Here is a 24,814-nt window from a genome sequence, read left to right as displayed (position 1 = left end):
CCGCCGGGCTCAGGACGACCTCCTCGCCCGGCGCACCAGCAGGTCGCGCAGCTCGCGCACGTGCCTGCGGGCGACCGGCAGCTCGGCGCCGCCGACGACGATCGTGCAGCGTCCCGAGTCGAGCCGCAGCTCCTCGATCGCCGACAGCGCGACCAGGTGGCTGCGGTGCACCCGGACGAACCCGGCGCCGCTCCACCGCTCGCTCAGCGAGTTCAGCGGGATGCGCACCAGGTGGCTGCCGCCGGAGGTGTGCAGCCGCGCGTAGTCGCCCTGCGCCTCGACGTACAGCACCTCGGCGGGCGTGACGAACCGGGTCACCCCGCCCAGCTCGACGGGCATCGGCTCCGGCTCCGCCGGCGCGGTCCCGGCGCCGGCGTCCGCCCAGCCGGCCTCCTCCGCCGCCTCCGTCACCCGCGTGATCGCGAGGCCGAGCCGCTCCGGCCGCACCGGCTTGAGGAGGTAGTCGGTCGCCTTGATCTCGAACGCGTCGACGGCGTGCCCCTCGTACGCGGTGACGAAGACGATCTGCGGCGCGCGGGCGAACTGGGCGAGGACGCGGCCGAGAACGGTGCCGTCCAGGCCGGGCATCCGGATGTCGAGGAAGACCGCGGCGATGGGGCGCCCGTCGGCGAGGGCCCGGTCGAGTTTGCGCAGCGCTGCGGCGCCGTCCCGGGCCGTGTGGATCTCGCCGATGCGCGGGTCGGCGCTCAGCAGGTGGACGAGGTCGTCCAGCGCGGGCGGCTCGTCGTCCACCGCGAGGACACGCAGGCCCACCCCGCACCGTCCTTTCCCGTACCGTCCGCACATTCCAGTCGCCGGACGGCACGGCAGTCAAGAGGCCGTGACCCCGGGGCGGTACTTCGGCACGCGGACGATCACCTTCGTCCCGGCGCCGGGCCCGGTCTCCACGGCGAGGCCGTACTCGTCGCCGTACACCTGGCGGAGCCGGTCGTCGACGTTGGCGAGCCCGATGCCGGCCTCGTCCGTCCCGCCGCCGGGGGTGCGCCGCTCCCCGGCGAGCAGCCGCCGGACCTCCTCGGGGTCCATGCCGATCCCGTCGTCCTCCACGCTGATCACGCAGTCGGACCCGGCGTCCTCCGCCACGATCGTGATGAGGCCGGGCTCGGACCTGTCCTGGAGCCCGTGCCGGACGGCGTTCTCCACCAGCGGCTGAAGGCACAGGAACGGGACGGCGACCGGGAGCACCTCCGGCGCGATCCGCAGCGTGACCCGCAGCTCCTCGCCGAACCGCGCCCGCTGGAGCAGCAGGTACCGGTCGATCGAGCGCAGCTCCTCGGCGAGCGTCGTGAAGTCCCCGTGCCGCCGGAACGAGTAGCGCGTGAAGCCGGCGAACTCCAGCAGCAGCTCCCGCGCGCGCTCCGGATCGGACCGGACGAACGAGGCGATCGTCGTCAGCGAGTTGTAGATGAAGTGCGGCGAGATCTGCGCCCGCAGCGCCCGCATCTCCGCCTCCATCAGCAGCGCCCGCGAATGGTCGAGCTCGGCGAGCTCCAGCTGGGCGTCCACCCACTGCGCGACCTCCTCGGCCGCGCGGATCAGCCCGGCGGGGACGTCCTCCCCGTACGCGGCGAGCGCTCCGACCACCCGGTCGTCGGTCGCGAGCGGGACGACCACGACCCGCCGGATCGGGCAGTCGAGCCGGTCGCAGAGCACGTCGTGCACCTGGGTGCGCCCGTTCCCGAGCGTGACGCCGGCGTGCGCGAGGCCCTCCGCCGCGTGGTGGTCGTAGGCGCCGTCCCAGGCCAGCAGCCGCTCCCCGTCGGTGATCGCGAGCGCAGGGCAGTCGAGCAGCGCCCGCAGGTGCCGGGCGGCCTTCTGCGCGCCCTGCTCGGTCAGCCCGGCGCGGAACGCGGGCGCTGCCCGGGACGCGGTGTGCAGCATCTCGAACGTCGCCCGCCGCGCGGGCCCGCCGAGATCGCCGCCCCGCCCCTGCCGCCGCCACCACAGCAGCGCCGGAACCCACGTCACCAGGAGCGCCGCGGCGACGGCGACGACCACGTCCATTCCGCAAACCTATGCCGCGTCCGCCGGGGTAAGGGAAGCTGATCACTTTCTTCCCTTTCCCGGTATGGCACAAATGCGACATTCATGGCATCTTGCTCACGCCGACATAGTCGATCCTGGCCGGAGTTCGCGCCCCTCCCCCCAGCTTCACGGCCGAGCCCGGCCGTGAGGAGTGCGCATGCGCCACCGCCGAAGCCTGGCCGCACTGACCACCCTGTTCCTCGCCGTCCCGCTGGCCGCCGCGTTACAGGCCCCGGCCGCCGCGGACGAACTCTCGCTGTCCAACTTCCAGCTCCGCCCGAACGCCTACGGCACCGACCTCCAGGACCGCACCGACGCGCTCCCCCTGGAGGACAAGGGCACCGTCACCGAGATCATGAACGACCTCAACCGGCAGAACGACACGACGCCCGTCGGCGTCGGCTTCAACTGCAACAGCGGCGCCTTCGAGCCGGGGACCTTCGTCGACGTCGAACGGAGCATCTGCTTCAACAGCGGCGACAACGGCACCGACGAGTGGTACCCGCAGGGCGTCACCACGGTCGCCGACATGCAGGGCGACCGGGTGTGGGGCGACGGCTACCAGCCGGTCATCGTCAGCTGGTACGACCACAACGACAACGACGACGGGATGGTCAAGGGCGTCCGCATCAGCTTCATCAACCCCTACACCGGCGCCTACCGGCACGTCCTGCTGGTGTACCCGAAGGCCGACGGCGACTACGACACGATCCGGGTGTCGCAGGACGCGGCCGACGGCGACTACAACAAGGCGCTGCACGGCGGCGGCATCCTCTGGTACGGCAACTACCTGTTCGTCGCCGACACCGCGCGCGGGTTCCGCATGTTCGACATGCGCCGCATCTACGACCTGGGCAATTCCGCGAGCGGCACGACCAGCCAGCCCGAACTGGTCGGGCTCCACGGCGACACCTACTACGGCTACGGCTACCGCTACGTCATGCCGCAGGTCGGCTCCTGGACGCGGACCAGCGCGACCGGCACGGCGTGCAGCTACTCCGACCAGTCGCCGAACTTCTCCTACGTCTCCCTCGACCGCAGCGGCACCGACCACCTCACCGCGGGCGAATGGTGCGACGGCCCCGAGGAGGCCAACGGACGGGTCGCCGCCTGGCCGATCGCGGGCGCGTTCGACGGGAACAGCAACCTGATCATGGACACCGCCTACCGCTGGAACGCCGACGTCGCGCACAAGCTGCCGGACAGCAACATCCAGGGCGCGATGCGCTTCAACGGCCGGTGGTACCTCAGCCGCAGCCACGGCACGGACAACGCCGGAACCCTTTACACGACCGCCCCGGCGACCTCGTCCACCGTCACTCTGCAGATCGCCGACCAGCAGGACCTGGGCATCGGCCCGGAGGACCTGTCGCACTGGCAGGGCGGCTCCGACCCGTCCAGCCCCACGCTCGGCACCATCTGGACCGTCGGAGAGCACCCCCACCTCCGAATGGTGTACTCGGTCCACCCAAAGTGAAGCCCTGAGAAACGCCCGGCCACAACCACCCCGGCCGGGCGTTTCCCCAGATCAGACGCGGTCACCCCAGCCCACACCGGCATGCACAAGCACCCACCCGCCAGACGGCAGGCGGCGGCGCGGCCGGGGTGGGGGCGTCCTTCAGGTGCGCCGCCTGGTTCTAGGGGTCGGAGGGCTCGGGGGGAGCGAGGGCGCCGAGAGCCGCCGCGATCGAGTCGGCGGCCCGTTCGGCGTCGGCGGGCAGCGGCAACCCCGAGGCCGGGCCCGAGCGCCACTCGTAGGCGGTGCCGCCCCAGCCGACGATGTAGGGCCCGGCGTCACGGTAGGTGACGCGGAGCCGGCGCACCCCCGACTCCTCGTCCAGCACGATCGCGGCGGCGACCTGCGGTGCGCGCCGCCGCACCGCCGCGTGCGACTTCTCGGCGGGCCCGAACATGTCTCGCATCAGCGCGGCCCCCGCATCAGCGGTACCACGCCGCCGTACGCGCCGAGTTCGGCCAGGCGGCGGACGAGGCCGTCGTGGGAAGCGGCCTCGATCAGGCGCCACCGTCCGGCTCCGTCCCGGGTCAGCGCCCACCAACTGCCCGTGGCTCTTCCGTACCAGCAGGTCACCCGGTCCAGCCTCACGACAACCCCGGCCCGCGGTGCCCGAAGCTGAGTGAGGGTGTCGGCGGTGCGCGTTTTGTTCGCGGGCGGACGGGCGTCGCGCTTAACATCCTTCATGGGTCCGACCTCCATCGGGCCAAGGCCCCGGAACCACCGGCGTTGGCCCGCCGGCCGGGGCCGTCTTCGTGTCCAGCGACACCTTTCGCACTCCACCCGACCGCAGTCGGCGTTAGCGTGGAAGGCACTGCGTGCTGCCCTCCCGGCGGGCAGTGTCGGGCAGCGGGGCAACCCGGGGCGAAACGGGTGAGGAGATGGCCACCTTCGGCGAGAAGCTCCGTCAGCTCATGGCGGAGCGCGGGATCAGCCAGCGCGGGCTCGCGCGTCTCGTCCCCTGTGATGACGGGTTCCTGTCGCGCGTCGCCAACGACCGCAGACGGCCCTCGCCCGAACTGGCCGCGCGGTTGGACGCATTGCTCGACGCGGGCGGCGAACTCGCCGCGCTGCGTCCTGCGGCGCCGCTGTCGCCGTCCGCGCCCGGGGGCGGGGCCGAGGAGGAGATCGAGGCACTGGAACTGGCGCGCCGCGTCACCGCCAGCGAGGTCGGGGACGACACGCTCGCGGCGCTGGAACTGGCCGTGGACGAGCTGGCGTCCGCGTACGCGCTCACCCCACCCGCCGAGCTGCTGCCCCGGATCCGGCGGCACCTCGGCTACGTGTCAGCGCTCATGGACGTGCGGATGACGCTGGCCGAGCGCCGCCGCCTCACCGTGATCGGCGGCTGGCTGTCGCTGCTGGCCGCGACCTGTGACATCGACCTGGGCGCGGATCTCGTCGCCGCCGCGCGGCTGCGCACCGCCGCGCAGCTCGCCGAGCACGCCGAACACCCCGAGATCCTCGCCTGGGCGCTGGAGACCCGGGCGTGGCAGCGGCTCACGGACGGAGATTGCCGGGCAGCGATCCGGCTGGCGCGAGGAGCGCAGGAGGTCGCGCCCCGCACGTCGTCGGCGTTCATCCAGGCGACCGCGCAGGAGGGCCGCGCGTGGGCGCGGCTCGGCGCCGGCCCGGAGACGCGTGACGCGCTCGCGCGGGTGGATCGTCTCGTCGAGCCTCTCGCGCAGCCCGACAGGCCCGAGCATCACTACCGGTACGACCCGACGAAGCGGGAGGCGTACGCGGCGACCACGCTCGCGTGGGTCGGGGACCCGGCGGCCGAATCGTACGCGCGGGGGGTTCTGGCACGGTTGGAGCGGCCGTCCGGTGGCCCGGCGCGGCCGCGCCGGGCGGCGTCCGCGCGGCTCGACCTGGCGTTCGCGCTGCTCGCGGGCGACCAGCCCGCGCAGGCGGCGCAGAGCGCGCTGGAGGCGGTGGAGAGCGGCCGGCTGGTGCCCTCGCACCACTGGCGCGTGACGCGGGTGATCTCGGCTGCGGACGCGCGAGGGGTGCGCGAGGCGGCCGAACTGCACGAGGCCTACCTTGAGCTGTGCATCCCCGTCGGGGCGGGGCGGTGAGGTCGCGCGCAGTTCGCACCGCGTCTCGGTGCGGGCGGTCGGGTCAGGTTGTCGGGGACCAGTTCGGGTCGCGGCCGAGGAGGGCGGCGATGTTGTCGATCGGGGGGCGGGCCGGGTCCACGGTGAGGGGCGGGCGGTAGACGCCGCCGGGTCCGCTGAGAGGGCTTCCGGGCGCGGTGTTGGCGCGGGCGAGGGGCAGCGCGACGCAGGTCAGCCGGGACGGCACGGCGGGGTCGGTCCGGAGGGCGCGGGCCAGGTCCCAGCGGTGGACCAGCATGTCGACCGCGTGGAAGCCGAGTACCAGCTCGGTCGCGGTCGGGCCTCGCCGCGGCAGGTTCACGAGCCCGCCGGACCGTTCGAGGACGGCGAGGCAGCGGGCGGCGGTGCGGGCGAACGCGTCGCGCGGGTCGCCGGTCGTTTCGAGGGGCGGCAGCGCCGTCCGGGCGATGGCCTCGTGCCGTTCGTTCATGTGGTGGAGCAGATCGGCGACCGTCCACCCGTCGCAGGGTGTCGGGTCCGCCATCGCGGCGTCGGGGATCAGGGCCACGTCGTGGCCGAGCAGCGCGAGTGCGGTGGCGTCCAACATCAGCAGGTCGGTCATGTCAGGGCCCCTTTCTCATTTGGCGAACGATCGTACGCCAAAATAGCGTACACCTGTTCGCTATCGTGGGGGCATGTCTCCTCGTCACTCGACGGCCGAAGCGGCCCGGACGCGCGACCGGATCGTCCAGGCCGCGGTCCTGGACGGTTCCCGGCTGGGCCTGGAGGGCCTGACGGTCGGCACGCTCGCGCAGCGGCTCGGCATGAGCAAGGCGGGCGTCGTCGGCCCCTTCGGGTCGCGCGACCAGCTGCTCAGGGCCGCGCTCGAACAGGCGTGCCGGATCTTCGCCGCGGCGGTCACCGAACCGCTCAAGGACCTGCCGCCCGGCCCGGACCGCCTGGGACGGCTGATCGACGGGTGGGTCGGCTACCTGGCCGACTGCCCGTTCCCGGGCGGCTGCTTCGTCACGGCCGCCTCGTCCGAGCTGGACGGGCGCCCCGGGCCGCTGCGGGAGCGGCTCAGCGAGATCGTCGCGTCCCAGCGCCGGGCGCTGGCCGCGGAGGTCGCCGCCGCCCAGGCCGGGCTGCCGGGCCCGCACCGGCCCGCCGAGGAGGTCGCCACGACCCTGGTCGGCCTGTCCATGGCGGCCAACCAGGAGATCCAGCTTCTGGGCGACCCCTCGGCCCCGGCCCGCGCGCGCGCCGCGATGCGCCACGCCGCCGGGCTGCAACCCTGATCACGGCAGGGTGGCTCAGTGCAGGTCCAGGTCGTCGGCCAGGTTGTCGTAGTGGAGGTCCGCGTCGCCGAAGGACAGCGATGCCGTTGTCGCGTGTTCGGAGAACAGGTGCAGGTCGTGTTCCTGGGTGAAGCCGATGGCGCCGTGCACCTGGTGCCCTAGGGCGCACACCCGTTCGTACGCTTCGCTCACCCATGCCTTGGCCATGGCCACCTCTTGCGCGGCGTCCCGGTTCGCCGACAGGAGCCAGATGGCCTCGTAGGCGATGAACCGGGAGCCGAGCACGTCGATCGCCATGTTCGCGCAGTGGTGCTGGACGGCCTGGAACGACCCGATGGCGCGCCCGAACTGCTCGCGTTCCGTCGCGTACCCGACCGTCATGTCCAGGACGCGTTGTGCAGCGCCCACCATCTCCGCGCAGGTCGCGGCTGCCCCGAACAAGGTGATCGCGTTGACGGCGTCCGGTCCGAGAGCGTCCTCGGCGCGGACGGCGTCCAGGTCGACGTGGCACGGACGGTCCGCGCCGATCGTGCCGAGGGGCTGGAGCGTGACGTCCGAGGCGTCCACCCAGAAGGCGTGCGGCTCACCGTCGAGTCGCGCCGCCACCAGGATGTGCTCGGCCGAGGCCGCGTACGGGACGAACGTCGCCGTCCCGTTGAGGACGAACCCATCGCCGTTCCGGGTGGCGACCGGGCCCTCGTTGGGACGGTCCCAGGGCAGCGGTGCGGCGGTCACCACACGGCCGTCCGCGATGGGGTTCAGCCAACGGTCCTTCTGGGCGGACGTCCCGAAGCGGGCCACCGGCATGCCGCAGGCGGCCGCCGACGCCAGCAGCGGGCTCGGCACCTGCACGTACCCCAGTTGCTCGAACAGCAGGCACACGTCCAGGAAGTCGCCGCCCACGCCGCCGTGCTCCTCGGGGAAGGCGAGGCCCGTCCAGCCGAGTTCGACCATCTCCTTCCACAGCGCGACCGAGTAGCCGGCCGGGTCGCCGTCCATGGCCCGCGCCCCGGCGGTCGCGGCCCGGGACGCCAGGACCTCCCGGGCCGTGGACGCGATCAGCTCCTGGTCCTCGGTCAGGCTCAGGTCCATCGCGGCGGCACCTTGTCGGAGCGGACCCACACGCCGGGCCGTTCCTCCCAGAACAGCTGCACGAGGACGCCGCCGGTGTGCTTCGGATGGACGAACGTGTGCTTCCAGGCCGCGCCGTCCGTGACGCCCTCCTCGTCGTCGAAGGTGGGCGTGCCGTGGTGCTCGCAGGCGGCCATCGCCGCGTCCCAGTCGGACACCTCGAACGTGACGTGGTGGGCGCCGGGCCCGCCCTTGTCGAGGAAGCGCTCGATGAACGAGTCCTCGCCGCGCGGCATGATGACCTCCCAGCAGATGGCCGAGCCGGGGATGTTCAGCACCAGGTCGGCCATGTCGGGGTGCTCGTCGTCGGCCGTCCGCCACACCTGCACGAAGCCCGCCAGGTCGCGGTACCAGCGGGCGAGTTCGTCGCGGTCGTGGAACGCCTGGCAGATGTGGTCGAGCGCCACGACGCCGAGGGACGGCCCGTCCGAGACCGGAGACTCCGCCGAGGCGGCGGACGAGTCGCCGCACATGTCCAGGCTGCCGGGGCCGCGCAGCCGCCACAGGACGCCGGGGCCCTGCTCGGGCGGGCTCAGCGACGCCTCCAGCCAGCGTCCCCGCGCGCCGTCGGTCGCCTTGATGCCGCGCACTTCGAGGTCCGCCTGGACGGCCTCGATGTCGGGCACTTCGGCGCCGACGTGGTGGAGCCCGGGACGTCCGCCGTGCTCGTCCAGCCATGTCTGCAACGACGAGCCGTCACCGGAGGGCGCGACCACCTCCCACGCCTGCCCCCGGCTGCCGGGGATCTCCAGCCGCGCGCCGCGCACGCCTTCGCCCGGGTTGTCCCAGCTCCGGACGCGCCGGAATCCGAACAGCCCCTCCAGCAGCGCGACCTGCGCGTCGAGGTCCGGGGTCACCTGCGCGACGTGATCGATGCGATAGATCTGCACGGGGTCCTCCTAGCTCGGATTCGGCTCGATGCGGTAGATCTGCACGGGTCCTCCTAGCTCGGATGCGGCTCGATCCAGTCGTAGCCGTAGGTGACGAGTTCCTTGACGAGACGCAGGTTGTAGCGGTTCATCGCGGCGATGCGCTCGGCCAGCTCGCCGATCCGCTTGTCGAACTCGTCCGCCGGGTAGACGTCGTTGACCAGGCCGAGCCGCAGCGCGCGGTCGGCGTCGATGCGGGCGCCGGTGAACAGCAGCTCCTTCGCGCGGGCCTTGCCGATGCGCTCCGGGAGCCGTTTCACCCCGCCCCAGCCGGGCGCCGACCCGCCGAACTCGGGCTGGTCGGGGTCGCCGTCCTCGGTCATCTTCGGCCGGTACGGCGGGCGCGCCGACAGCGTGATCTCGACGAGGCCCATCTTGGCGTTGTCGGAGGCGATGATGAAGTCGGCCGCGAGCGCCAGTTCCAGCCCGCCGCCGACCGCGTACCCGTGCACGGCCGCGATCACCGGCACCGAGGTCCGCTCCATCATCGCGAACGTCTTCTCGCCGAGCCGCCCCTGCTCGACGCGTTCGCGCGGGGTCAGCTTCTCCGACCAGGCGAGGTCCATCCCGGCGCAGAACGCGCGCTCGCCGGCGCCGCGCAGCACCACGACGCAGACGTCCTCGTCGTCGTCGACGCGGGTGAAGATGTCGCGCAGCTCCGTCATCGTCGTGGGCGTCAGGGCGTTGAGCTTGTCCGGCCGGTTCAGCGTCAGCCATGCGACCCGCTCCTCGATCCGCAGGTCGACGGTCTCGTAGGCGTTCTCGTCGGGCATGAGGCGCTCTCCTCCTGGTGGTCGGGTGCGGCCGGTGTTCAGCCGCGGGGCAGGTTCAGCCCCCGAGTGGCGATGACGTTGCGCTGGATCTCGGTGGTGCCGCCCAGGAAGGTGGACGCCACCGCGTCGCGGCGCATGTGGGTGAACGCGGCGCCGAGGGGAGCGCCCTCCCGCTCCCAGAGCGCGGCGGACCGGCCGAACGCGCGGGCGCCGGTGCGGGCGAGCCGCTGGTGCAGCTCCGCGCCGAACAGCTGGTTGATGGACGCCTCGAAGTCGGGTTCGTCCCCCGCCGCCTGCCGGGACACGGTGTAGCGGGCCAGGTTGTACAGGACGCGGATCTCCGTCCGGCGGCGGGCGATCTCCTGCCGCAGCGCCGGGGTGGTGCGCGCGAAGCGCCGGCCGTCCGGCGAGCGGAGGTAGGCGACGAGTTCGGCGAGCGCCTGCTCGTACTTGATCGTGGCGCCGATCCCGGCGCGTTCGAAGCCGAGCGCGGACATCGCGACGTACCAGCCGCGGTTCTCCTCGCCGACCCGGTTCGCCGCCGGCACCCGGACGCCCTCGAAGAAGATCTCGCAGAACGGTGCGGCGCCTCTGATGTCCGTGATGGGACGGATGGTGACGCCGGGCGCGTCCGCATCGACGAGCAGGAACGTGATGCCGCGGTGCGGCTTCTCGGCGTCGGGGTCGGTGCGGACCAGCACGAACAGCCAGTCGGCGTACTGGCCGAGGGACGTCCACACCTTCTGGCCGTCCACCACGTAGTCGTCGCCGTCGCGGACGGCCCGCGTGCGCAGCGACGCCAGGTCGGAGCCCGAGCCCGGTTCGGAGAACCCCTGCGCCCAGGCGGCCCGGCCCGCCGCGATCGGCGGCAGGTGCCGGGCCTTCTGCTCCTCGGTGCCGTGCACCAGCAGCGTCGGGCCGAGGAGGAACGCGCCGATGCCGTTCACGACCGGCACCCGCGCCCGCATCATCTCCTCGTGCAGGACGAACTCCTCCAGCGGCGACAGCCCGGCGCCGCCGTACTCCGCGGGCCAGTGCGGCGCGATCCAGCCGCGCTCGGCCAGCGCCGCCGCCCACGCCCGCGCGCCCTCGCGCCGGCCCGGATCGTCCGCGACCCGGTCGACGGGCCAGTTGTAGCCGGCGACGTCCTCGGGTTCGAGGCTCTGCTCCTCGTCCCCCGCCGGACGGTACGACGCGGGGAACCGCTCGGCGACGAAGGCGCGCACCTCCTCGCGGAAGGCGGCCTGCTCCGGCGTGTCGTCCCAGTTCACCGTGCGTCAGCCTCCCGGTCCCAGGTCGCGGCGGTGATGCCGGACTCGCCCTGGGCGCGCAGCCTGTACTTGGCGACCTTGTCGGTCGGGGTGCGCGGCAGGGCGTCCACGAACTCGACGTAGCGCGGGATCATCGAGCGCGGCAGGCGCTCCTCGCAGTACGCGACGAGCTCCTCCGGGTCGAGCCCGGTGTCGGGTTGCACGACGATCGACACCTTGATGTCCTCGTCCTCCAGCTCCGAGGGCACGCCGATCGCGGCGCACTCCAGCACCGCCGGATGCCGGTTGATCTCGGTCTCCAGGTCGAAGGCCGAGATGTTCTCCCCGCGCCGGCGGATGGCGTCCTTCATCCGATCGAGGAAGTAGAAATACCCGTCGTCGTCCTGCCATACCCGGTCCCCGGTGTGGAACCACATGTTCCGGAAGCAGTGGGTCGTCGCCTCCCAGTTCCCGTAGTACCCGGTCGTGAGGACGAACGGCTGCTTCGGCCGCAGCACCAGCTCGCCCGGCTCCCCCGGCCCGAGCACCCGGTCGTGCTCGTCCACGACGGCGACGTGGAACCGCTCCTCGTGCGCCCGCCCGCACGAGCCGACCCGCCACTCCCCGTACGGGCTGCCGGTCGCGATGCCCGCCTCGGTGCTGGTGTAGGTCTCCACCGACCGGACGCCGAACCGCTCCCGCATGGGCTCGTCGAGGTTCGACTTGCCCATGTAGAAGGTCTCGAGGCGGTGGTCGCGGTCCCGCGACGTCGGCGGGCGGTTCAGCAGGATCGGGATCATCGAGAACACGCTCATGCAGACCTGCGCGTCGAAGCGGCGCACGTCGTCCCAGAACCTGGACGCGCTGAACCGCTCGACGAGCGCGATCGAGCCGCCGCCGAGGAGGGCGGACAGCATGCCGTCCCAGAGCGCGGCGGCGTGGAAGAGCGGCAGCGGGCAGTAGATCGTCTTGCCCCACCGGTCGAGGAAGTCGAGCGAGTCGTACGCGCAGGTCAGCGCCAGCGCGTGCGGGACCATGGCGCCCTTGGACGGCCCGGTCGTCCCGGACGTGTACATGATCGCCTGCAGGTCGCCGAAGCCGACCCGCACCTCGACCGCGCCGCCCTCGTCCGGCAGGGCGGTCAGCTCCCGCGCGGGTTTGCCGAGCCGGTCGAGCAGCACCCCGGCCGCGGCGGCGTCGCGCACGAGGACGCCCCTGAGCTTGGGCAGCCGTTCCGCGACGTCGGCGACCCGCTCCGCGTACGGCCCGTCGGTGATCAGCCAGCCGGAGTCGGAGCTGTCCAGGACGTGCCGGAGCAGTTCGCCCTTGTACGCGATGTTGATCGGCACGGCGACCGCGCCCAGCCGCGCCAGCGCGAACACGAGATGGACGAAGTCGGCGCAGTTGGGCAGCATCACGCCCACGTGGTCGCCTCGTCCGACGCCCGCGCCGGACAGGGCGCGCGCGAACCGGTCGGCGGCGGCGTCCACCTCGCCGTAGGTGACCTCGCCGTCGCGGAACTTGAGAAACGTCTGCCTTCGGTGAACCTGCGCCTGCGACCGGAGGACGTCCCCGAGGACGAAGCTCTCCAGCGTCTCCTTGCGCATCCGGACCCTCCGCTTTCGCTGCGTTGGCGTGCGTCGTCGGTGGCTGGGCGGTTGGCTGGTGGGCGGCTGAACGATGGGCGGCTGGCTGGCGGGCGGCTGAACGGTGAGCGGCCCGGCGGTGGGCGGCTGAACGGCGGGCCGCGGAATCGGCCGGGAGCGATCCGCAACCGGACAGCGTCGTAAATAGAGGAACACGAAACCTGATACCCGGCAATAGGGGCGGAACAGGAAGAAGATGGTTTAGAAGTGATTTATTGGGACAGTGGATGCCTGCTGTGACCCGGACCACACCGGTCCGTCCAATGGTTTCGGACAGGCCCGGCATTGTCGGGGAGTGCCAACGAATGTCCCCCAGGATCGGAAGATCTCACCGAACATCCGCCCCCCGCGGCGGGCCTATCGTTCTGCCGTCCCCTGCGGAAGGAACGGGTGCGCCATGGAGAATCCACAGCCCCGCTGGTGCTCGTGCCGGGTCCCGGACGAGATCGGCCGCAGGCAGGTTCTCGGCGGCCTGACCGCGGCGGGCGCCCTCGCCCTGGCGGGCTGGCCCGGCCCGGCCTCCGCCGCGACCCGCGAAGCCCAGGCGCGCGAAGCCCAGGCCCGCGGGGGGTCGGTGACGATCACCGTGATGGGCACGTCCGACATCCACAGCCACGCGCTCGACTGGGACTACTACAAGGACGCCGAATACAGCGACCGGGACGGCAACGTCGTCGGTCTGGCCCGCGTGTCGAGCCTGGTCAACGAGATCCGCGCCTCCCGCGGGCGCGACCGCACCCTGCTCTTCGACGCGGGCGACACCATCCAGGGCACGCCCCTCGGCTTCTACTACGCCACCGTCGAGCCGATCACCGAGACCGGCAGGACGCACCCGATCGCCCGCCAGATGAACGCCATCGGCTACGACGCCGTGGCGCTCGGCAACCACGAGTTCAACTACGGCCTCCCGTTCCTGGACGAGTGGATCGGCCAGATGGACGCCCCGGTGCTGGCCGCCAACGCCGTCCACACGGGGACCCGCCGCCCCGCCTACCGCCCGTACATCATCAAGAGGATGCACGTCCGGGGCCGCCCGCCGATCCGGGTCGGCCTGCTGGGCCTGACGAACCCGGGCATCGCGATCTGGGACCGGGGGAACGTCTCCGGCAGGCTCGACTTCCTCGACCTCGTCGAGACGGCGCGGCGCTGGGTCCCGGTCGTCCGCGCCCGGGGCGCCGATGTGGTGATCGTCAGCGCCCACTCGGGCGACAGCGGCACGTCCTCCTACGGGGACGCCCTCCCGATCGAGAACGCGTCCGCGCTGGTGGCCGAGCAGGTCCCGGGCATCGACGCGATCCTCTTCGGGCACGCGCACCTGGAGATCCCGGAACGCTTCGTCACCAACAAGGCCACCGGCCGGACCGTCGTGATGAGCGAACCCAAGTGCTGGGGCGAGCGCCTCTCGGTCTTCGACCTGACCCTGCGCCACGAGCGGGGACGCTGGAAGGTGACCGGCAGATCCGCGACGACGGTGAACACCAACACCGTCCAGGAGGACCCCGAACTCGTCACCCTGGTGAAGAAGCAGCACGACGCGGTGGTCGCCTACGTGAACAAGGAGGTGGCCACGTCGACCGAGGAGATGTCCGCGGCCGAATCCTGCTGGAAGGACACCGCGATCCTCGACTACATCCACCTCGTCCAGACCGCGAAGGTGAAGGACGCGCTCGCGGGCACCGGGCACGCGTCGCTGCCCGCGGTGTCGATCGCGGCGCCGTTCAGCCGGGCCGCCACCTTCCCCGCCGGAAAGGTGACCATCAAGGACATCGCCGGCCTCTACATCTACGACAACACCCTCCTGGCCAGCGTCCTCACCGGCGCCCAGATCAAGGACTACCTGGAGTACTCCGCGCAGTACTTCAAGCAGACGGCGGCGGACGCCCCCGTGGACCCCGCCTCCTGGACGAATTCCGGCAGCCGTCCCGACTACAACTACGACCAGTTCTCGGGCATCGCCTACGAGGTGGACATAGCCAAGCCGGAAGGCTCCCGCATCGCGAACATGACGCTCGACGGGACGCCGGTCGCGCCCGATCAGCGGTTCGTGGTGGCGGTCAACAACTACCGCCAGTCGGGCGGCGGCGGATTCCCGCACATCACCGCGGCCGAGGTCGTCTACAACGCCCAGGTCGCGATCCGCGAAGCGATCGTCGAGTACGCGTCCGCCGCCGGCACCATCGACCCGGCGGCGTTCCACGCGGCGAACTGGCGCCTGACCCGGGACGGCGCGCCCGTCTTCTGACCGGACCGCCTCCTAGCGGGTCGCGGCCGCGACGAACATCGGCAGCGCCAGGAACAGGCGGTCGGCCTCGGCCCGCGCGTGCTGCTCGGCGATCCAGCCGTCCGCCTGCTCGCGCGTGACGGCTCCGGTGGAGCACGCCTTCTCGGCCATCTCGTCGAGCACGGGCACCATCGTCGGTCCGGTGAACACGCCGGTGCGCACCTCGACCGTCACGTCGCGGAAGCCGGCGTCGAGGAGCAGGCCGCGCTGGCGGCGGACGGAACGCGGCTCGACGACGAGGTCCGCGCGGGCGTGCACGATGGCGCGGGTGAGGGCCGGGTCGCCGGAGTCGACGACGATGGTGTCCCAGTCCTGGCCGACCAGCAGGATCCGCCCGCCGGGCGCCAGCACCCTGCGGGCCTCCGCCAGCGCGCGCTCCGGCTCGGCCAGGATGTGGAACACCTTGTCGGCGCGGTATCCGTCCACGGACGCGTCCGGGAGCGGCAGCTCGTACGCCCCCGCGAGCCGGAAGTCCGCCTCCGGCCACCGGGCCCGCGCGACTCCGATCATCTGCTCGCTGGGGTCGACGCCGACCGCGTCCGCGCCCCGCTCGGCGAGTTCCGCCACGGCCCGTCCGGCGCCGCAGCCCACGTCCACCACGGACGTCCCGGGCCCGGCGCCGAGCAGTTCGTAGGAGCGGGCGCGCAGGTCCGCGACGCCCGGCATGCGGTCGGCCGCGTCGAGCAGCGCGATGAGGGTCTCCGTCGCCTGGCGCGTCCGGTCCGCCGGGTCCGGCCGGTTCGTTTCCTTGGTCATGAGCGCCAGGATGCGACTTAATGTCGACATGAAGTCAAGCGAGATGAGCATCGGGGCCCTCGCCGGACGCTTCGGCCTGGCCGCGCACGTCCTGCGGCACTGGGAGTCGCTGGGCCTCCTCAGCCCCGCCCGCGACGCCGCCGGACGCCGCCGCTACACCGCCGCCGACCTCACCCGCGTCGCGGTCATCCTGCGCGCCAAGGAGGCGGGGCTCTCCCTCCGGACCATCGGCTACCTCGCACCCGGCACCGATCCCGCGCGGCGGCGGGACGTCCTCCGCGACGAGGCCGACGCGCTCCGCCGCCGCATCGCCGCGGCGGAGGCGTCCCTCGACCTCATCGAGGGCGCCCTCGGCTGCGACCACGACGACATCACCCGGTGCCCGAACTTCAGGCGGCTGGTGGCGGAGCGCGTCGCCGCGGGCGCGGACGCTCCCGCCGCGGGCGCGGACGGTCCGGCCGCGGGCGCGGACGCGCCGGAGCGGCGGCGGGCCGGGCGGCCGCGTGGTCAAGGAGGCCCCCGGCGACAGGCTCCTTGACCACGCGGACGGGCCCGCCGGGTCAGGAGTGCGCGAGCAGCGGCGCGGCGTCCCCGCTGTCCTCGGCGGCGGACTGCTCCTCGGGCCGCGCGGCGTTCATCAGGGCGGCGACGATCAGCGCGCCGACCGTGAGGATCCCCGCGGCCCAGGCGCTGGCCGTCCCGAAACCCTCCACGAGCGCCTGCTTGGCGATGGCGGGGCTCCCGCCGTGCGAGGCCAGGTAGTCCACGGTCGCGCTGGTGGCGATGGTGTTGAGCAGCGCGAGGCCGATCGAGCTGCCGACCTGCTGCGCGGCGTTGACGCTCGCCGAGGCGACCCCCGAGTCGCCCGGGTCGACGCCGTGGGTGGCGTAGTTGATGGCCACCGGCATGATCATGCCCGCGCCGAGACCGAACAGCAGCCCGGTGACCAGCACGCCCCCGGCGTAGCCGGTGCCGGGGTCGAGGGTCGTCATCCACAGCAGGCCCGCCGCGCTGATGAGCATGCCGGGGACGATCAGCGTCCGCGGCGGGACCCTCGGCATCAGCCGGGCGGTGAGCCCGGCCGCCGACACCAGGACCATCATGACCATCGGGAGGAACGCGACGCCGGTCCTGATCGGCGAGTACCCCTTCGCGACCTGCATGTAGTAGGTCATGAACAGGAACGCGCCGAACATGCCGAGCCCCGTCAGCCCCACGGAGAGGTAGGCGGCGCCGCGGGTGCGGTGGGCGAGGACGCGCAGCGGCAGCAGCGGCTGCGGCACCCGGCTCTCGACGAGGACGAACGCGGCGAGCAGCACGACGCCGGCGGCGAGCAGGCCGACGACCGTCGCCGAGCGCCAGCCGTCCGCCTCGGCGCGGCCGGTGGCGTACACGACCGCGACCAGCCCGGCGGAGACCAGCAGCACGCCGGGGATGTCGAGCCGGGCCCGGCCCTCGCGCCGCGACTCGGTCAGCATCACGTATCCGCCGACCACCGCGATCACGGCGATCGGGATGTTGACGTACAGGCACCAGCGCCAGTCCAGGTAGTCGGTCAGCGCGCCGCCGGCCAGCAGCCCGACCGCGCCGCCCGCGGCGGAGATGGCGCCCCAGATCCCGAACGCCTTGGCGCGGTCCTTCGGCAGGGTGAACATCACCGTGAGCAGCGACAGCGCGGACGGTCCGAGCAGCGCGCCGAACGCGCCCTGCAGCGCGCGGGCGACCAGCAGCGTCTCGAAGCCGGACGCCGCGCCGCCCAGCGCGGACGCGGCGGTGAAGCCGAGCAGCGCGATCAGGAACGTCCGCTTGCGGCCGGTGTAGTCGGCGATGCGGCCGCCGAGCAGCAGCAGGCCGCCGAACGCCAGCGTGTACGCGGTGATGATCCACTGCCGGTCGCCGTCGGAGATGCCGAGATCCCGCTGGAGCGACGGCAGCGCGATGTTCACGACCGTGCCGTCCAGCACGATCATGAGTTGGGCCAGCCCGATGAAGAACAGCGCGGCCCAGCGGCGCGAAGCGACCGCCGGGGCCTCCTTTGTTGCCATGACCTCGTCCTCATTCAGTGGGGTGCGTGCCGCGCGGACCGTCCGGGCGGCGTCCCTGACGAACACGAGATGCCGGGGACCGCCGACCTGTGACGGTGATGTACGCCACCCGTCCCGGATGTCACATAACGCGCGGCGGCGGCGTCCTGTGCATGCACGCGGAATCGTCGAGACCGAACGGGCAGGACCCATGAGCGCGCACACCGACCAGGCGACCGGGGCGGCCGAGCCGTCCGTCCGAGACCACCGCGTGGACCCCGCGACCGAGGTGTTCGTCACCCACCGCAACCTGCTCTTCACCGTCGCCTACGAGATGCTCGGATCGGCCGCGGACGCCGAGGACGTCCTCCAGGAGACCTGGCTGCGGTGGGCGGGCGTCGACCTGGACACCGTCCGGGACCGGCGCGCGTACCTGGTGCGCATCGCCACCCGCCAGGCGCTGACGCGGCTGCGCACGCTCGGCCGCCGCCGGGAGTCCTACGTCGGCCCCTGGCTGCCCGAGCCGCTGCTGACCACGCCGGACGTGGCGGAGGACGTCGAGCTGGCCGACAACGTCTCGATGGCGATGATGCTGGTGCTGGAGACGCTGACGCCGACCGAGCGGGCGGTGTTCGTGCTGCGCGAGGTGTTCGACCTGCCGTACGGCGAGATCGCCGAGGCGGTCGGCAAGACGCCGGCCGCGGTCCGGCAGATCGCCCACCGGGCGCGCTCGCACGTCGCCGCGCGCCGCCCCCGCGACGTGGTGTCCCCGGGCGAGACACGGGCCGCGCTCCACGCCTTCCAGCGGGCGGTCGAGACCGGCGACCTGCAGAACCTCCTGGACATCCTCGCGCCGGACGTCGTGGTCCTGTCCGACGGCGGCGGGCTCAAGCGCGCCGTGCCGCGCCCCATCGTGGGGGCGGGCAAGGTGGGCCGCCTGCTGAGCTTCGGCCTGCGCAGGTTCGGCGCCGGGATCACGGTCGAACCCGTCCAGGTCAACGGCGGCCCGGGGCTCATCCTGCGTCTCCACGGAGAGGTCGAGGGCGTCGTCGCGGTGCGGGTCGAGGACGGCCTCATCACCGGCCTCTACCTGGTCCGCAACCCCGAGAAGCTGTCCCGCGTGGGCCGGGAGACCGCGCTGACGCGCTAGGCCGCCCGCGAAGCACGCGGGCGCGGCTCAGGTGCGGTGGCGGCCCCGGACGAAGTAGTCGACCACCAGGGCGATCGCGCCGAGGCCGGTGACGGCGTTGGCGACGACCGACTGCCACGTGTCGGGGAGGGCGACGCTCACCAGCACGTTGATCGCGACGAGGAGGGCGACGACGGTCCAGCGGGTGCGGTTCGACATGGGAACGCCTTTCAGTGGAGGGACGGGGAGGTGCGGCGGCGCAGCATCGCCCGCGCCGGGAGGAGGATCGCGGCGGCGCCGGAACCGGCGACGCCGAGGAGGACGGCCGCGGCCGTGACCGGGGAGACCGCGGGCAGCGGGACCCCGGTGACGGCCATGGCGAAGGCCATGAGCGTCACGGCCGCGATGGCGGCGCCGACCGCGGCGCCGGTGCCGAGGACGATGGCGGCCTCCAGCCGCAGCATCCGCAGCACCTGGCGGCGGGTCGCCCCGACCAGGCGCAGCAGCCCGAACTCGCGGCGGCGCGCCGCCGTGGCCAGGGCGAGCGTGGTGACGAGGCCGATCGCGACGAACCCGCCGATGGCGGCGACGACGACCAGGTTGAAGAAGCCCTGGAGCCGGATCTCCTCGGACAGGGCCTCGGCGTAGGCGTCGCGGTCGATCGCCCGGACGCCCGCGTAGGCGGACGTGGCGGCGCTCAGGTCGGCCGTGCCGCGCACGAGGACGTGGTCGTCCAGTCCGGTGGCGGTGTGGGCGGCGACGAGGTCGTGCGGGAGCAGGACGTCCCCGAACCCGAGGCCGCGCTCGTAGACGGCGACGACGCGGGCGTCGATCCGGGCGCCGTCGCCCATCCACAGCGGCGCGGTGGAGCCGACGCGCAGGCCGCCCGCCACGTCGCGGCTGAGCGCGACGGCGGTGCCGCGCAGGTCGCGGAGCCGCCCCGACTCCACCTTCGGGTCCATCGTGGCCCCGGCGTCGGCGCCGACGCCGCGCGCGGGCAGTGAGGTGAGCTCCTCGTCGCCCATCTCCTTGACCTTCATGACCACGGTGGTGCGGTTGACGGGGGTCGCGGCGGCGACGCCGGGGACGCGGCGGACGGCCTCGGCGGCGCCCGGCGGGAGGCCCGGCCCGGCCGACACCACGACCTGGTCGGCGCGGCTCCCCGCCGCCGCCTGCCCGGCCGTCGCGTGGACGATGGTGGTCTGCGCGAACAGCTGGGTGCCGGCGAACGCGACGGCCAGCGCGACCGGGGTGAGGACGGAGCCGGCGCGCAGCGCGGCGGCGGCGCTGCCGTGCCGGGCGAGGCGTCCGGTGACCGGGGCGACGGCCTGGGCGGCGCCGCCCAGCAGCCGGGCGCCGTGCCGGGCGAGCAGCGGCCCGAGGAACGCGGTGGCGACGATCAGCGACATGACCAGCCCGCCGACCGCGGCGACCGCCGCCGAGCCGGAGGTGGCGCCGGAGAAGCCCAGCGCGCCCAGTCCGGCGATCAGGAAGACGACGCCGGCGCAGACCCGCCAACCGGGCAGGTCGGCGGGCTCGACGGCCGCCTCGCCCAGCGCCTCGACGGGCCGGATCCGGGTGACCCGCAGCGACGCGATCAGTGCCGTCACCACCGCCGCGAGCAAGGTGATGGCGACCGCGGCCAGGGCGGGCAGCGGGCTGAGCGACGGCCCGAACCCGTCCGGCAGGACGTCCTCGCGCCGCATCACGGTGAGCATCGCCGCGCCGAGCCCGACCGACAGGGCCCCGCCGATCAGCGCGGCGGGCACCCCGGCCCGCAGCGTCTCCCGGACGAGCCGCCCCCGCACCTGCCACGGGGTCGCGCCGATCGCGCGGAGCAGCGCGAACTCGCGGGCCCGCTCCCGCACCGACAGGACGATCAGCCCGCCGACGACGACGAGCATGGTCAGCACGGCGAGGCCGCCGAACGACGCGCCCATCTCCAGGATGTCGGGACGCGCGGCGGCCACGGCCGGGGACTCGATGTCCCCGCGCGCCTTCCCGGTGGACACGGTGAGGCCCGGCGCGGCCTCGCGGAGGTCGCCCGCGTCGGCGTCCCCGAGGACGGCGAGGGCGTCGGCCCGGCCGGGATGCCCGGAGAGGGCCGCCGCCGTCGCCGGGGTGAAGAACGCCGCGCCGGGGCCGTCGTCCACGAGGCCGGAGACCCGGTAGGTACGCGGTGTCCCGTTCGTCTGCGCCTGGACGGTCGTGCCCGGCGCGGCACGGGCGGAGCGGCTCAGCACGACCTCGTCCGCGGCCTGCGGGGCGCGTCCGGCGCTCAATTCGTAGGGGCGGAGGGCCGCCGCGTCCCAGCCGTGGCCGGTCACCGTCCGGCCCGAGGCCAGCAGGACGGGGAACGACACGTCCGCGACGACGGCCCGGACGCCGGGCACGGCCCGCAGCCGGTCCGCCGCGCCGACCGCGACCCGGGACGGCTCGGTCACCGGCCGGGACGCCTCCGCCGGCGGGTCGCCGAGCTTCTTCACCGTGGCGGTGACGGTGCGCGGGCCGGTCACGACGGCCGCGGCGGCGCCGTACCGCTCGACCGGGCCGTGCGCCCGCCACGCCGACTCGACCAGCACCCCGCACACCCCGATCAGCGCGGCGGCGAACAGCAGCGCAGCGAAGATCCCGGCGAACGCCCCCCGGCTCCTCACAGCGACTCCCAGCGGCGCGCGACGGCGGCGGCGGACGGGTCGGTGACCTCGTCGACGATCCGGCCGCGGTCGAGGAACAGCACCGAGTCGGCCCACGCGGCCGCCATCGGGTCGTGCGTGACCAGCACCAGCGTCTGGCCGGTCCGGTCGACCGCCTCGCGCAGCAGCCGCAGCACCTCGCGGCCGGTGCGCGGGTCGAGCGCGCCGGTCGGCTCGTCGGCGAACACGACCTCCGGACGGGTGATCAGCGCGCGGGCGATCGCGGCGCGCTGCTGCTGCCCGCCCGACAGCTCGGACGGCCGGTGCGCCAGCCGGTCGGCGAGCCCGACGCGCCCGACGACCTCGCGCAGCCAGCCGGGGTCGGCGGCGGCGCCCGCGAGCCGGAGCGGCAGCGTGACGTTCTGCTCGACGTCCATCGACGGGATCAGGTTGAACGACTGGAACACGAACCCGATCCGCTCCCGGCGCATCCTGGTCCGCTTGGTCTCGCTGAGCCGGCCGATGTCCTCGCCGCCGATCCGGACCGTCCCCTCGGTGGGCCGGTCGAGCCCCGACGCGCAGTGCAGGAACGTGCTCTTCCCCGAACCCGACGGGCCCATCAGGGCGGTGAACCCGCCGCGCGGGAACGTCCAGGTGACCCCGTCCAGCGCCCGGACGGGGCCGTACGTCTTGGCGACCGCCTCCAGTCCCACGGCGTCCGCGGTGGCCTCCGCCGTCATCGTCGTCATGATCCCCTCCGCCTGGAAAACCCCGTTCACCTGGACGAATCTAGGTTCGCGAGGGGGTCCGGCACATGGGCCCGCCCTCCCGAATCGGGGGTGTAGCGGGCTACACCACCCGGGCGAACGAATTGCTTCCCCGGATCACTGAGAAGCGACTATCTGGGCAAGAGTCCTGATCATGAGCAGCTCCAAGGGCGAGGGCGAAGCCGAGGATTCCTTCCCGGGCACCGGGCCGGCGCCCTCCGGCGGCCACGGACGCGCGCGCACCGACTGGATCGTCTACGGCGTCACCGCCGTCCTGTCGGTGGCGTTCGTGATCTGGGGCGGGGCGTCGACCGGCAGCCTCAGCTCCGCCGCGCAGGCGGCGCTGGACTGGCTCCTGAAGAACGTCGGCTGGCTGTTCGTCCTCGCCGCGACCGGGTTCGTGGTGTTCTCGCTGTGGCTGGCCCTCAGCAAGTACGGGCGGATCCCGCTCGGCCAGGAGGGCGACGAGCCGGAGTTCCACACCGTCTCGTGGATCGCCATGATGTTCAGCGCGGGCATGGGCATCGGGCTGATGTTCTTCGGCGCCGCCGAACCCCTCACGCACTACGTGATGCCGCCCCCGGCCACCGACGCCCCGCACAGCGAGCCGGCGATCGAGACGGCCATGGCCACCACGATGTTCCACTGGACGCTGCACCCGTGGTCGATCTACGCCGTCCTCGGCCTCGCGATCGGGTACGGGCACTACCGGCGGGGCCGCGACCAGCTGATCAGCTCGGCGTTCGCGCCGCTGCTCGGCCACCGGCGCAGCACCGGCCCGCTGAGCAAGCTCATCGACATCCTGGCGCTGTTCGCGACGCTGTTCGGCTCGGCGGCCTCGCTCGGCATCGGCGCGCTGCAGATCCGCACCGGGATGCAGGAGGCCGGCTGGATCCACGGCCTCGGCACCACCGTCCTCGTGCTGATCATCGTGGTGCTGACGATCTGCTTCGTCCTGTCGGCCGTGTCCGGCATCGCGCGCGGCATCCAGTGGCTGTCCAACATCAACATGGTGCTGGCGGCCGTCCTCGCCGTGTTCGTGTTCGTGGTCGGGCCGACCGTGTTCATCCTGGAGCTGGTGCCCACCTCGATCGGCGTCTACATCCAGGACTTCGGCGAGATGGCGTCCCGCTCCGGCGCGACGGGCGGCAAGGCGATGGAGACGTTCCTCGCCAACTGGACGATCTTCTACTGGGCGTGGTGGATCTCCTGGGCCCCGTTCGTCGGCATGTTCCTGGCCCGGATCAGCCGCGGCCGCACCATCCGCCAGTTCGTCGCGGGCGTCATCCTCGTGCCGAGCGCGGTCAGCCTGGTCTGGTTCGCGATCTTCGGCGGGACGGCGATCCACCAGCAGCGCGACGGCCTGAACCCTTACGGGAACGGCTCGGAGGAGCAGATCACCTTCAACGTCCTCGGCCACCTGCCGTGGGAGGCCGTCACCGGCGTCATCGTGATGGTGCTGGTCGCGATCTTCTTCGTGTCCGGCGCGGACGCGGCGTCGATCGTCATGGGCACGCTGTCGCAGCGCGGCTCGACCAGCCCCGCCCGCTGGATCGTGATCTTCTGGGGCGCGCTGACCGGCGGCGTCGCCGCGATCATGCTGGTGATCGGCGGCGACGAGGCGCTCAACGGCATCCAGAACGTCACGTTCATCGGCGCGCTGCCGTTCGCGATCGTCCTGATCCTGCTGTGCTTCTCCCTGGCCAAGGACGTCCGCGACGACCCCATGATGCGCCGCCAGAACAAGGGCGCCGAAGTCCTGGAGGACGCCGTCGTCGCCGGCGTCGCACGCCACCGGGGCGAATTCGAACTGCAGATCCGCCCCTCCGCCGACAAGCCCGGCCCCGGCCTCACCGACCCCCCTGGACGATCTCGTCCAACCGACTGACCACCGCCGCCAACAACACCGCCAACTGCGCGGTCGCCACCGCGGGCTCGGCGGACGCCCCGCGCGCGGGCGAGGGCGGCACCCACACCCAGCCCCGGTCATGGGTCTCCTTCACCTTGACCGGCACGCAGGCGAACGCGGACGGCTCGACCACTCCGACGCTGTAGGCGACGACTTCCTCGAAGAGGTGGTGCGACACGATGAGCGCGAAATCGCCGGCGGCCTCGGCGAGCCGGTACTTCAGCGGCGCCGCGTCCAGCAGCCGGAAGAGGTGGTTGAGCGCCACCCCCGTGGCGCCGTGCTCGTCGAGGTGCAGGTATCCGGCGTGGACCGCCACCCTCAGCTGTATCCGCGCCTCCCCGCCGGCCAGCTTGTTGTGCCGCCGCACGCCCCCCAGCAACCGCACCACGAGCGGCTCCAGCAGGACGTCGATGCCGGCGCCGGGCTCGGCGATGACGAACAGGCCGTCGCCGCGGTCCTCGTGATGGCAGGAGTCCCAGCTGAGCCCTGCCGCCCGGCACGACTCCCGCACGATCTGGTGGATGGACGACCGCAGGTACCGCTGGACGTCCGGGTCGCGGCGCGAGCCGAACGACGCGATGTCCACGGCGAACATCCCCCGGTGCAGCGTCCGTGTCTCCGGTATGGGAATTCTGAGCCACCTGCCTCATGACGGGGCGGGTCGGCTCC

23 protein-coding genes are annotated in these 24,814 nt (G+C 73.0%); 7 read left to right on the top strand and 16 right to left on the bottom strand.

All coding sequences use genetic code 11. From position 1 onward, the window contains the following. Nucleotides 1-9: 9 nt before the first annotated feature. A complete protein-coding gene (locus ACA511_RS20235; RefSeq protein ID WP_375025970.1) occupies nt 10-774 on the bottom strand; it encodes a LytR/AlgR family response regulator transcription factor in 765 nt (254 codons plus the stop codon). A 57-nt stretch (nt 775-831) separates the two neighbouring features. Next, nucleotides 832-2,025: a sensor histidine kinase gene (locus ACA511_RS20230; protein ID WP_375025969.1), complete on the bottom strand. Its 1,194-nt coding sequence runs from the start codon at nt 2,023-2,025 to the stop codon at nt 832-834. Nucleotides 2,026-2,203: 178 nt separating this feature from the next. Here ACA511_RS20230 and ACA511_RS20225 point away from each other — a divergent pair, with 178 nt between their 5' ends. Then, a complete protein-coding gene (locus tag ACA511_RS20225) occupies nt 2,204-3,523 on the top strand; it encodes a hypothetical protein (protein ID WP_375025968.1) in 1,320 nt (439 codons plus the stop codon). Between the two features lie 160 nt (nt 3,524-3,683). On the opposite strand, the gene ACA511_RS20220 is transcribed toward ACA511_RS20225, so the two are convergent. Together ACA511_RS20220 and ACA511_RS20215 are read right to left on the bottom strand one after the other, a co-directional pair. Then, nucleotides 3,684-3,968, bottom strand: a complete 285-nt coding sequence (locus ACA511_RS20220) for a hypothetical protein (protein ID WP_375025967.1) — start codon at nt 3,966-3,968, stop codon at nt 3,684-3,686. Then, nucleotides 3,968-4,150, bottom strand: coding sequence for a hypothetical protein (locus tag ACA511_RS20215; protein WP_375025965.1), 183 nt, complete (start codon nt 4,148-4,150; stop codon nt 3,968-3,970). Before ACA511_RS20215 ends, ACA511_RS20220 begins: the two co-directional genes overlap by 1 nt. A gap of 290 nt (nt 4,151-4,440) precedes the next feature. On the opposite strand from ACA511_RS20215, the gene ACA511_RS20210 reads away from it, so the two are divergent. Continuing rightward, a complete protein-coding gene (locus tag ACA511_RS20210; protein WP_375025964.1) occupies nt 4,441-5,637 on the top strand; it encodes a helix-turn-helix domain-containing protein in 1,197 nt (398 codons plus the stop codon). A 43-nt stretch (nt 5,638-5,680) separates the two neighbouring features. Here ACA511_RS20210 and ACA511_RS20205 read toward each other — a convergent pair whose 3' ends face one another. Then, nucleotides 5,681-6,238: a maleylpyruvate isomerase family mycothiol-dependent enzyme gene (locus tag ACA511_RS20205; protein WP_375025963.1), complete on the bottom strand. Its 558-nt coding sequence runs from the start codon at nt 6,236-6,238 to the stop codon at nt 5,681-5,683. A 73-nt stretch (nt 6,239-6,311) separates the two neighbouring features. Here ACA511_RS20205 and ACA511_RS20200 point away from each other — a divergent pair, with 73 nt between their 5' ends. Continuing rightward, nucleotides 6,312-6,914 carry a TetR/AcrR family transcriptional regulator gene (locus ACA511_RS20200; protein ID WP_375025962.1) on the top strand — a complete coding sequence of 201 codons (603 nt, stop codon included), beginning with the start codon at nt 6,312-6,314 and terminating at the stop codon, nt 6,912-6,914. A gap of 15 nt (nt 6,915-6,929) precedes the next feature. Here ACA511_RS20200 and ACA511_RS20195 read toward each other — a convergent pair whose 3' ends face one another. From ACA511_RS20195 to ACA511_RS20175, 5 genes are read right to left on the bottom strand one after another with little or no spacing between them, the layout of a single operon-like run. After that, nucleotides 6,930-8,006, bottom strand: coding sequence for an acyl-CoA dehydrogenase family protein (locus ACA511_RS20195; protein WP_375025961.1), 1,077 nt, complete (start codon nt 8,004-8,006; stop codon nt 6,930-6,932). Then, on the bottom strand, nt 7,997-8,935 hold the full coding sequence (locus ACA511_RS20190) for a VOC family protein (protein ID WP_375025959.1): 939 nt from the start codon (nt 8,933-8,935) through the stop codon (nt 7,997-7,999). The genes ACA511_RS20195 and ACA511_RS20190 overlap by 10 nt, the downstream gene beginning before the upstream one ends. Before the next feature lie 53 nt (nt 8,936-8,988). Then, nucleotides 8,989-9,747, bottom strand: coding sequence for an enoyl-CoA hydratase/isomerase family protein (locus ACA511_RS20185; protein WP_375025958.1), 759 nt, complete (start codon nt 9,745-9,747; stop codon nt 8,989-8,991). Between the two features lie 38 nt (nt 9,748-9,785). After that, nucleotides 9,786-11,018, bottom strand: a complete 1,233-nt coding sequence (locus ACA511_RS20180) for an acyl-CoA dehydrogenase family protein (RefSeq protein ID WP_375025957.1) — start codon at nt 11,016-11,018, stop codon at nt 9,786-9,788. After that, complete coding sequence (locus ACA511_RS20175; protein WP_375025955.1) at nt 11,015-12,604, bottom strand: AMP-binding protein; 1,590 nt, start codon at nt 12,602-12,604, stop codon at nt 11,015-11,017. Before ACA511_RS20175 ends, ACA511_RS20180 begins: the two co-directional genes overlap by 4 nt. A gap of 436 nt (nt 12,605-13,040) precedes the next feature. On the opposite strand from ACA511_RS20175, the gene ACA511_RS20170 reads away from it, so the two are divergent. After that, complete coding sequence (locus tag ACA511_RS20170; RefSeq protein WP_375025953.1) at nt 13,041-14,885, top strand: bifunctional metallophosphatase/5'-nucleotidase; 1,845 nt, start codon at nt 13,041-13,043, stop codon at nt 14,883-14,885. A gap of 12 nt (nt 14,886-14,897) precedes the next feature. On the opposite strand, the gene ACA511_RS20165 is transcribed toward ACA511_RS20170, so the two are convergent. Continuing rightward, entirely contained in the window at nt 14,898-15,680 is a 783-nt protein-coding gene (locus ACA511_RS20165) for a methyltransferase domain-containing protein (protein WP_375025952.1), read from the bottom strand. A gap of 28 nt (nt 15,681-15,708) precedes the next feature. Here ACA511_RS20165 and ACA511_RS20160 point away from each other — a divergent pair, with 28 nt between their 5' ends. After that, nucleotides 15,709-16,218 (top strand): MerR family transcriptional regulator, encoded by a 510-nt coding sequence (locus ACA511_RS20160; protein ID WP_375025951.1) that lies wholly within the window; start codon nt 15,709-15,711, stop codon nt 16,216-16,218. A 22-nt stretch (nt 16,219-16,240) separates the two neighbouring features. On the opposite strand, the gene ACA511_RS20155 is transcribed toward ACA511_RS20160, so the two are convergent. Next, nucleotides 16,241-17,725, bottom strand: a complete 1,485-nt coding sequence (locus tag ACA511_RS20155) for an MFS transporter (RefSeq protein ID WP_375025950.1) — start codon at nt 17,723-17,725, stop codon at nt 16,241-16,243. A gap of 190 nt (nt 17,726-17,915) precedes the next feature. Here ACA511_RS20155 and ACA511_RS20150 point away from each other — a divergent pair, with 190 nt between their 5' ends. Next, complete coding sequence (locus tag ACA511_RS20150) at nt 17,916-18,854, top strand: RNA polymerase sigma-70 factor (protein ID WP_375025949.1); 939 nt, start codon at nt 17,916-17,918, stop codon at nt 18,852-18,854. Between the two features lie 27 nt (nt 18,855-18,881). On the opposite strand, the gene ACA511_RS20145 is transcribed toward ACA511_RS20150, so the two are convergent. Genes ACA511_RS20145 through ACA511_RS20135 form a run of 3 tightly spaced genes read right to left on the bottom strand, consistent with a single transcriptional unit; the run spans nt 18,882 to nt 22,218 of the window. Then, nucleotides 18,882-19,052 carry a hypothetical protein gene (locus tag ACA511_RS20145; protein ID WP_375025948.1) on the bottom strand — a complete coding sequence of 57 codons (171 nt, stop codon included), beginning with the start codon at nt 19,050-19,052 and terminating at the stop codon, nt 18,882-18,884. Between the two features lie 11 nt (nt 19,053-19,063). Then, complete coding sequence (locus tag ACA511_RS20140; RefSeq protein WP_375025947.1) at nt 19,064-21,490, bottom strand: FtsX-like permease family protein; 2,427 nt, start codon at nt 21,488-21,490, stop codon at nt 19,064-19,066. Further along, entirely contained in the window at nt 21,487-22,218 is a 732-nt protein-coding gene (locus ACA511_RS20135) for an ABC transporter ATP-binding protein (RefSeq protein ID WP_375026290.1), read from the bottom strand. The genes ACA511_RS20140 and ACA511_RS20135 overlap by 4 nt, the downstream gene beginning before the upstream one ends. Nucleotides 22,219-22,390: 172 nt before the next feature. Here ACA511_RS20135 and ACA511_RS20130 point away from each other — a divergent pair, with 172 nt between their 5' ends. After that, nucleotides 22,391-24,124, top strand: coding sequence for a BCCT family transporter (locus ACA511_RS20130; protein WP_375025946.1), 1,734 nt, complete (start codon nt 22,391-22,393; stop codon nt 24,122-24,124). On the opposite strand, the gene ACA511_RS20125 is transcribed toward ACA511_RS20130, so the two are convergent. After that, complete coding sequence (locus tag ACA511_RS20125) at nt 24,087-24,731, bottom strand: hypothetical protein (RefSeq protein WP_375025945.1); 645 nt, start codon at nt 24,729-24,731, stop codon at nt 24,087-24,089. The genes ACA511_RS20130 and ACA511_RS20125 overlap by 38 nt on opposite strands. Nucleotides 24,732-24,814: the final 83 nt, after the last annotated feature.

The organism is Actinomadura sp. GTD37 (assembly GCF_041951365.1).
Taxonomy (GTDB): Bacteria; Actinomycetota; Actinomycetes; order Streptosporangiales; family Streptosporangiaceae; genus Spirillospora.
The sequence above is the reverse complement of the archived record's forward strand: the minus strand, read 5'-3'. Positions and strand labels throughout refer to the sequence as shown.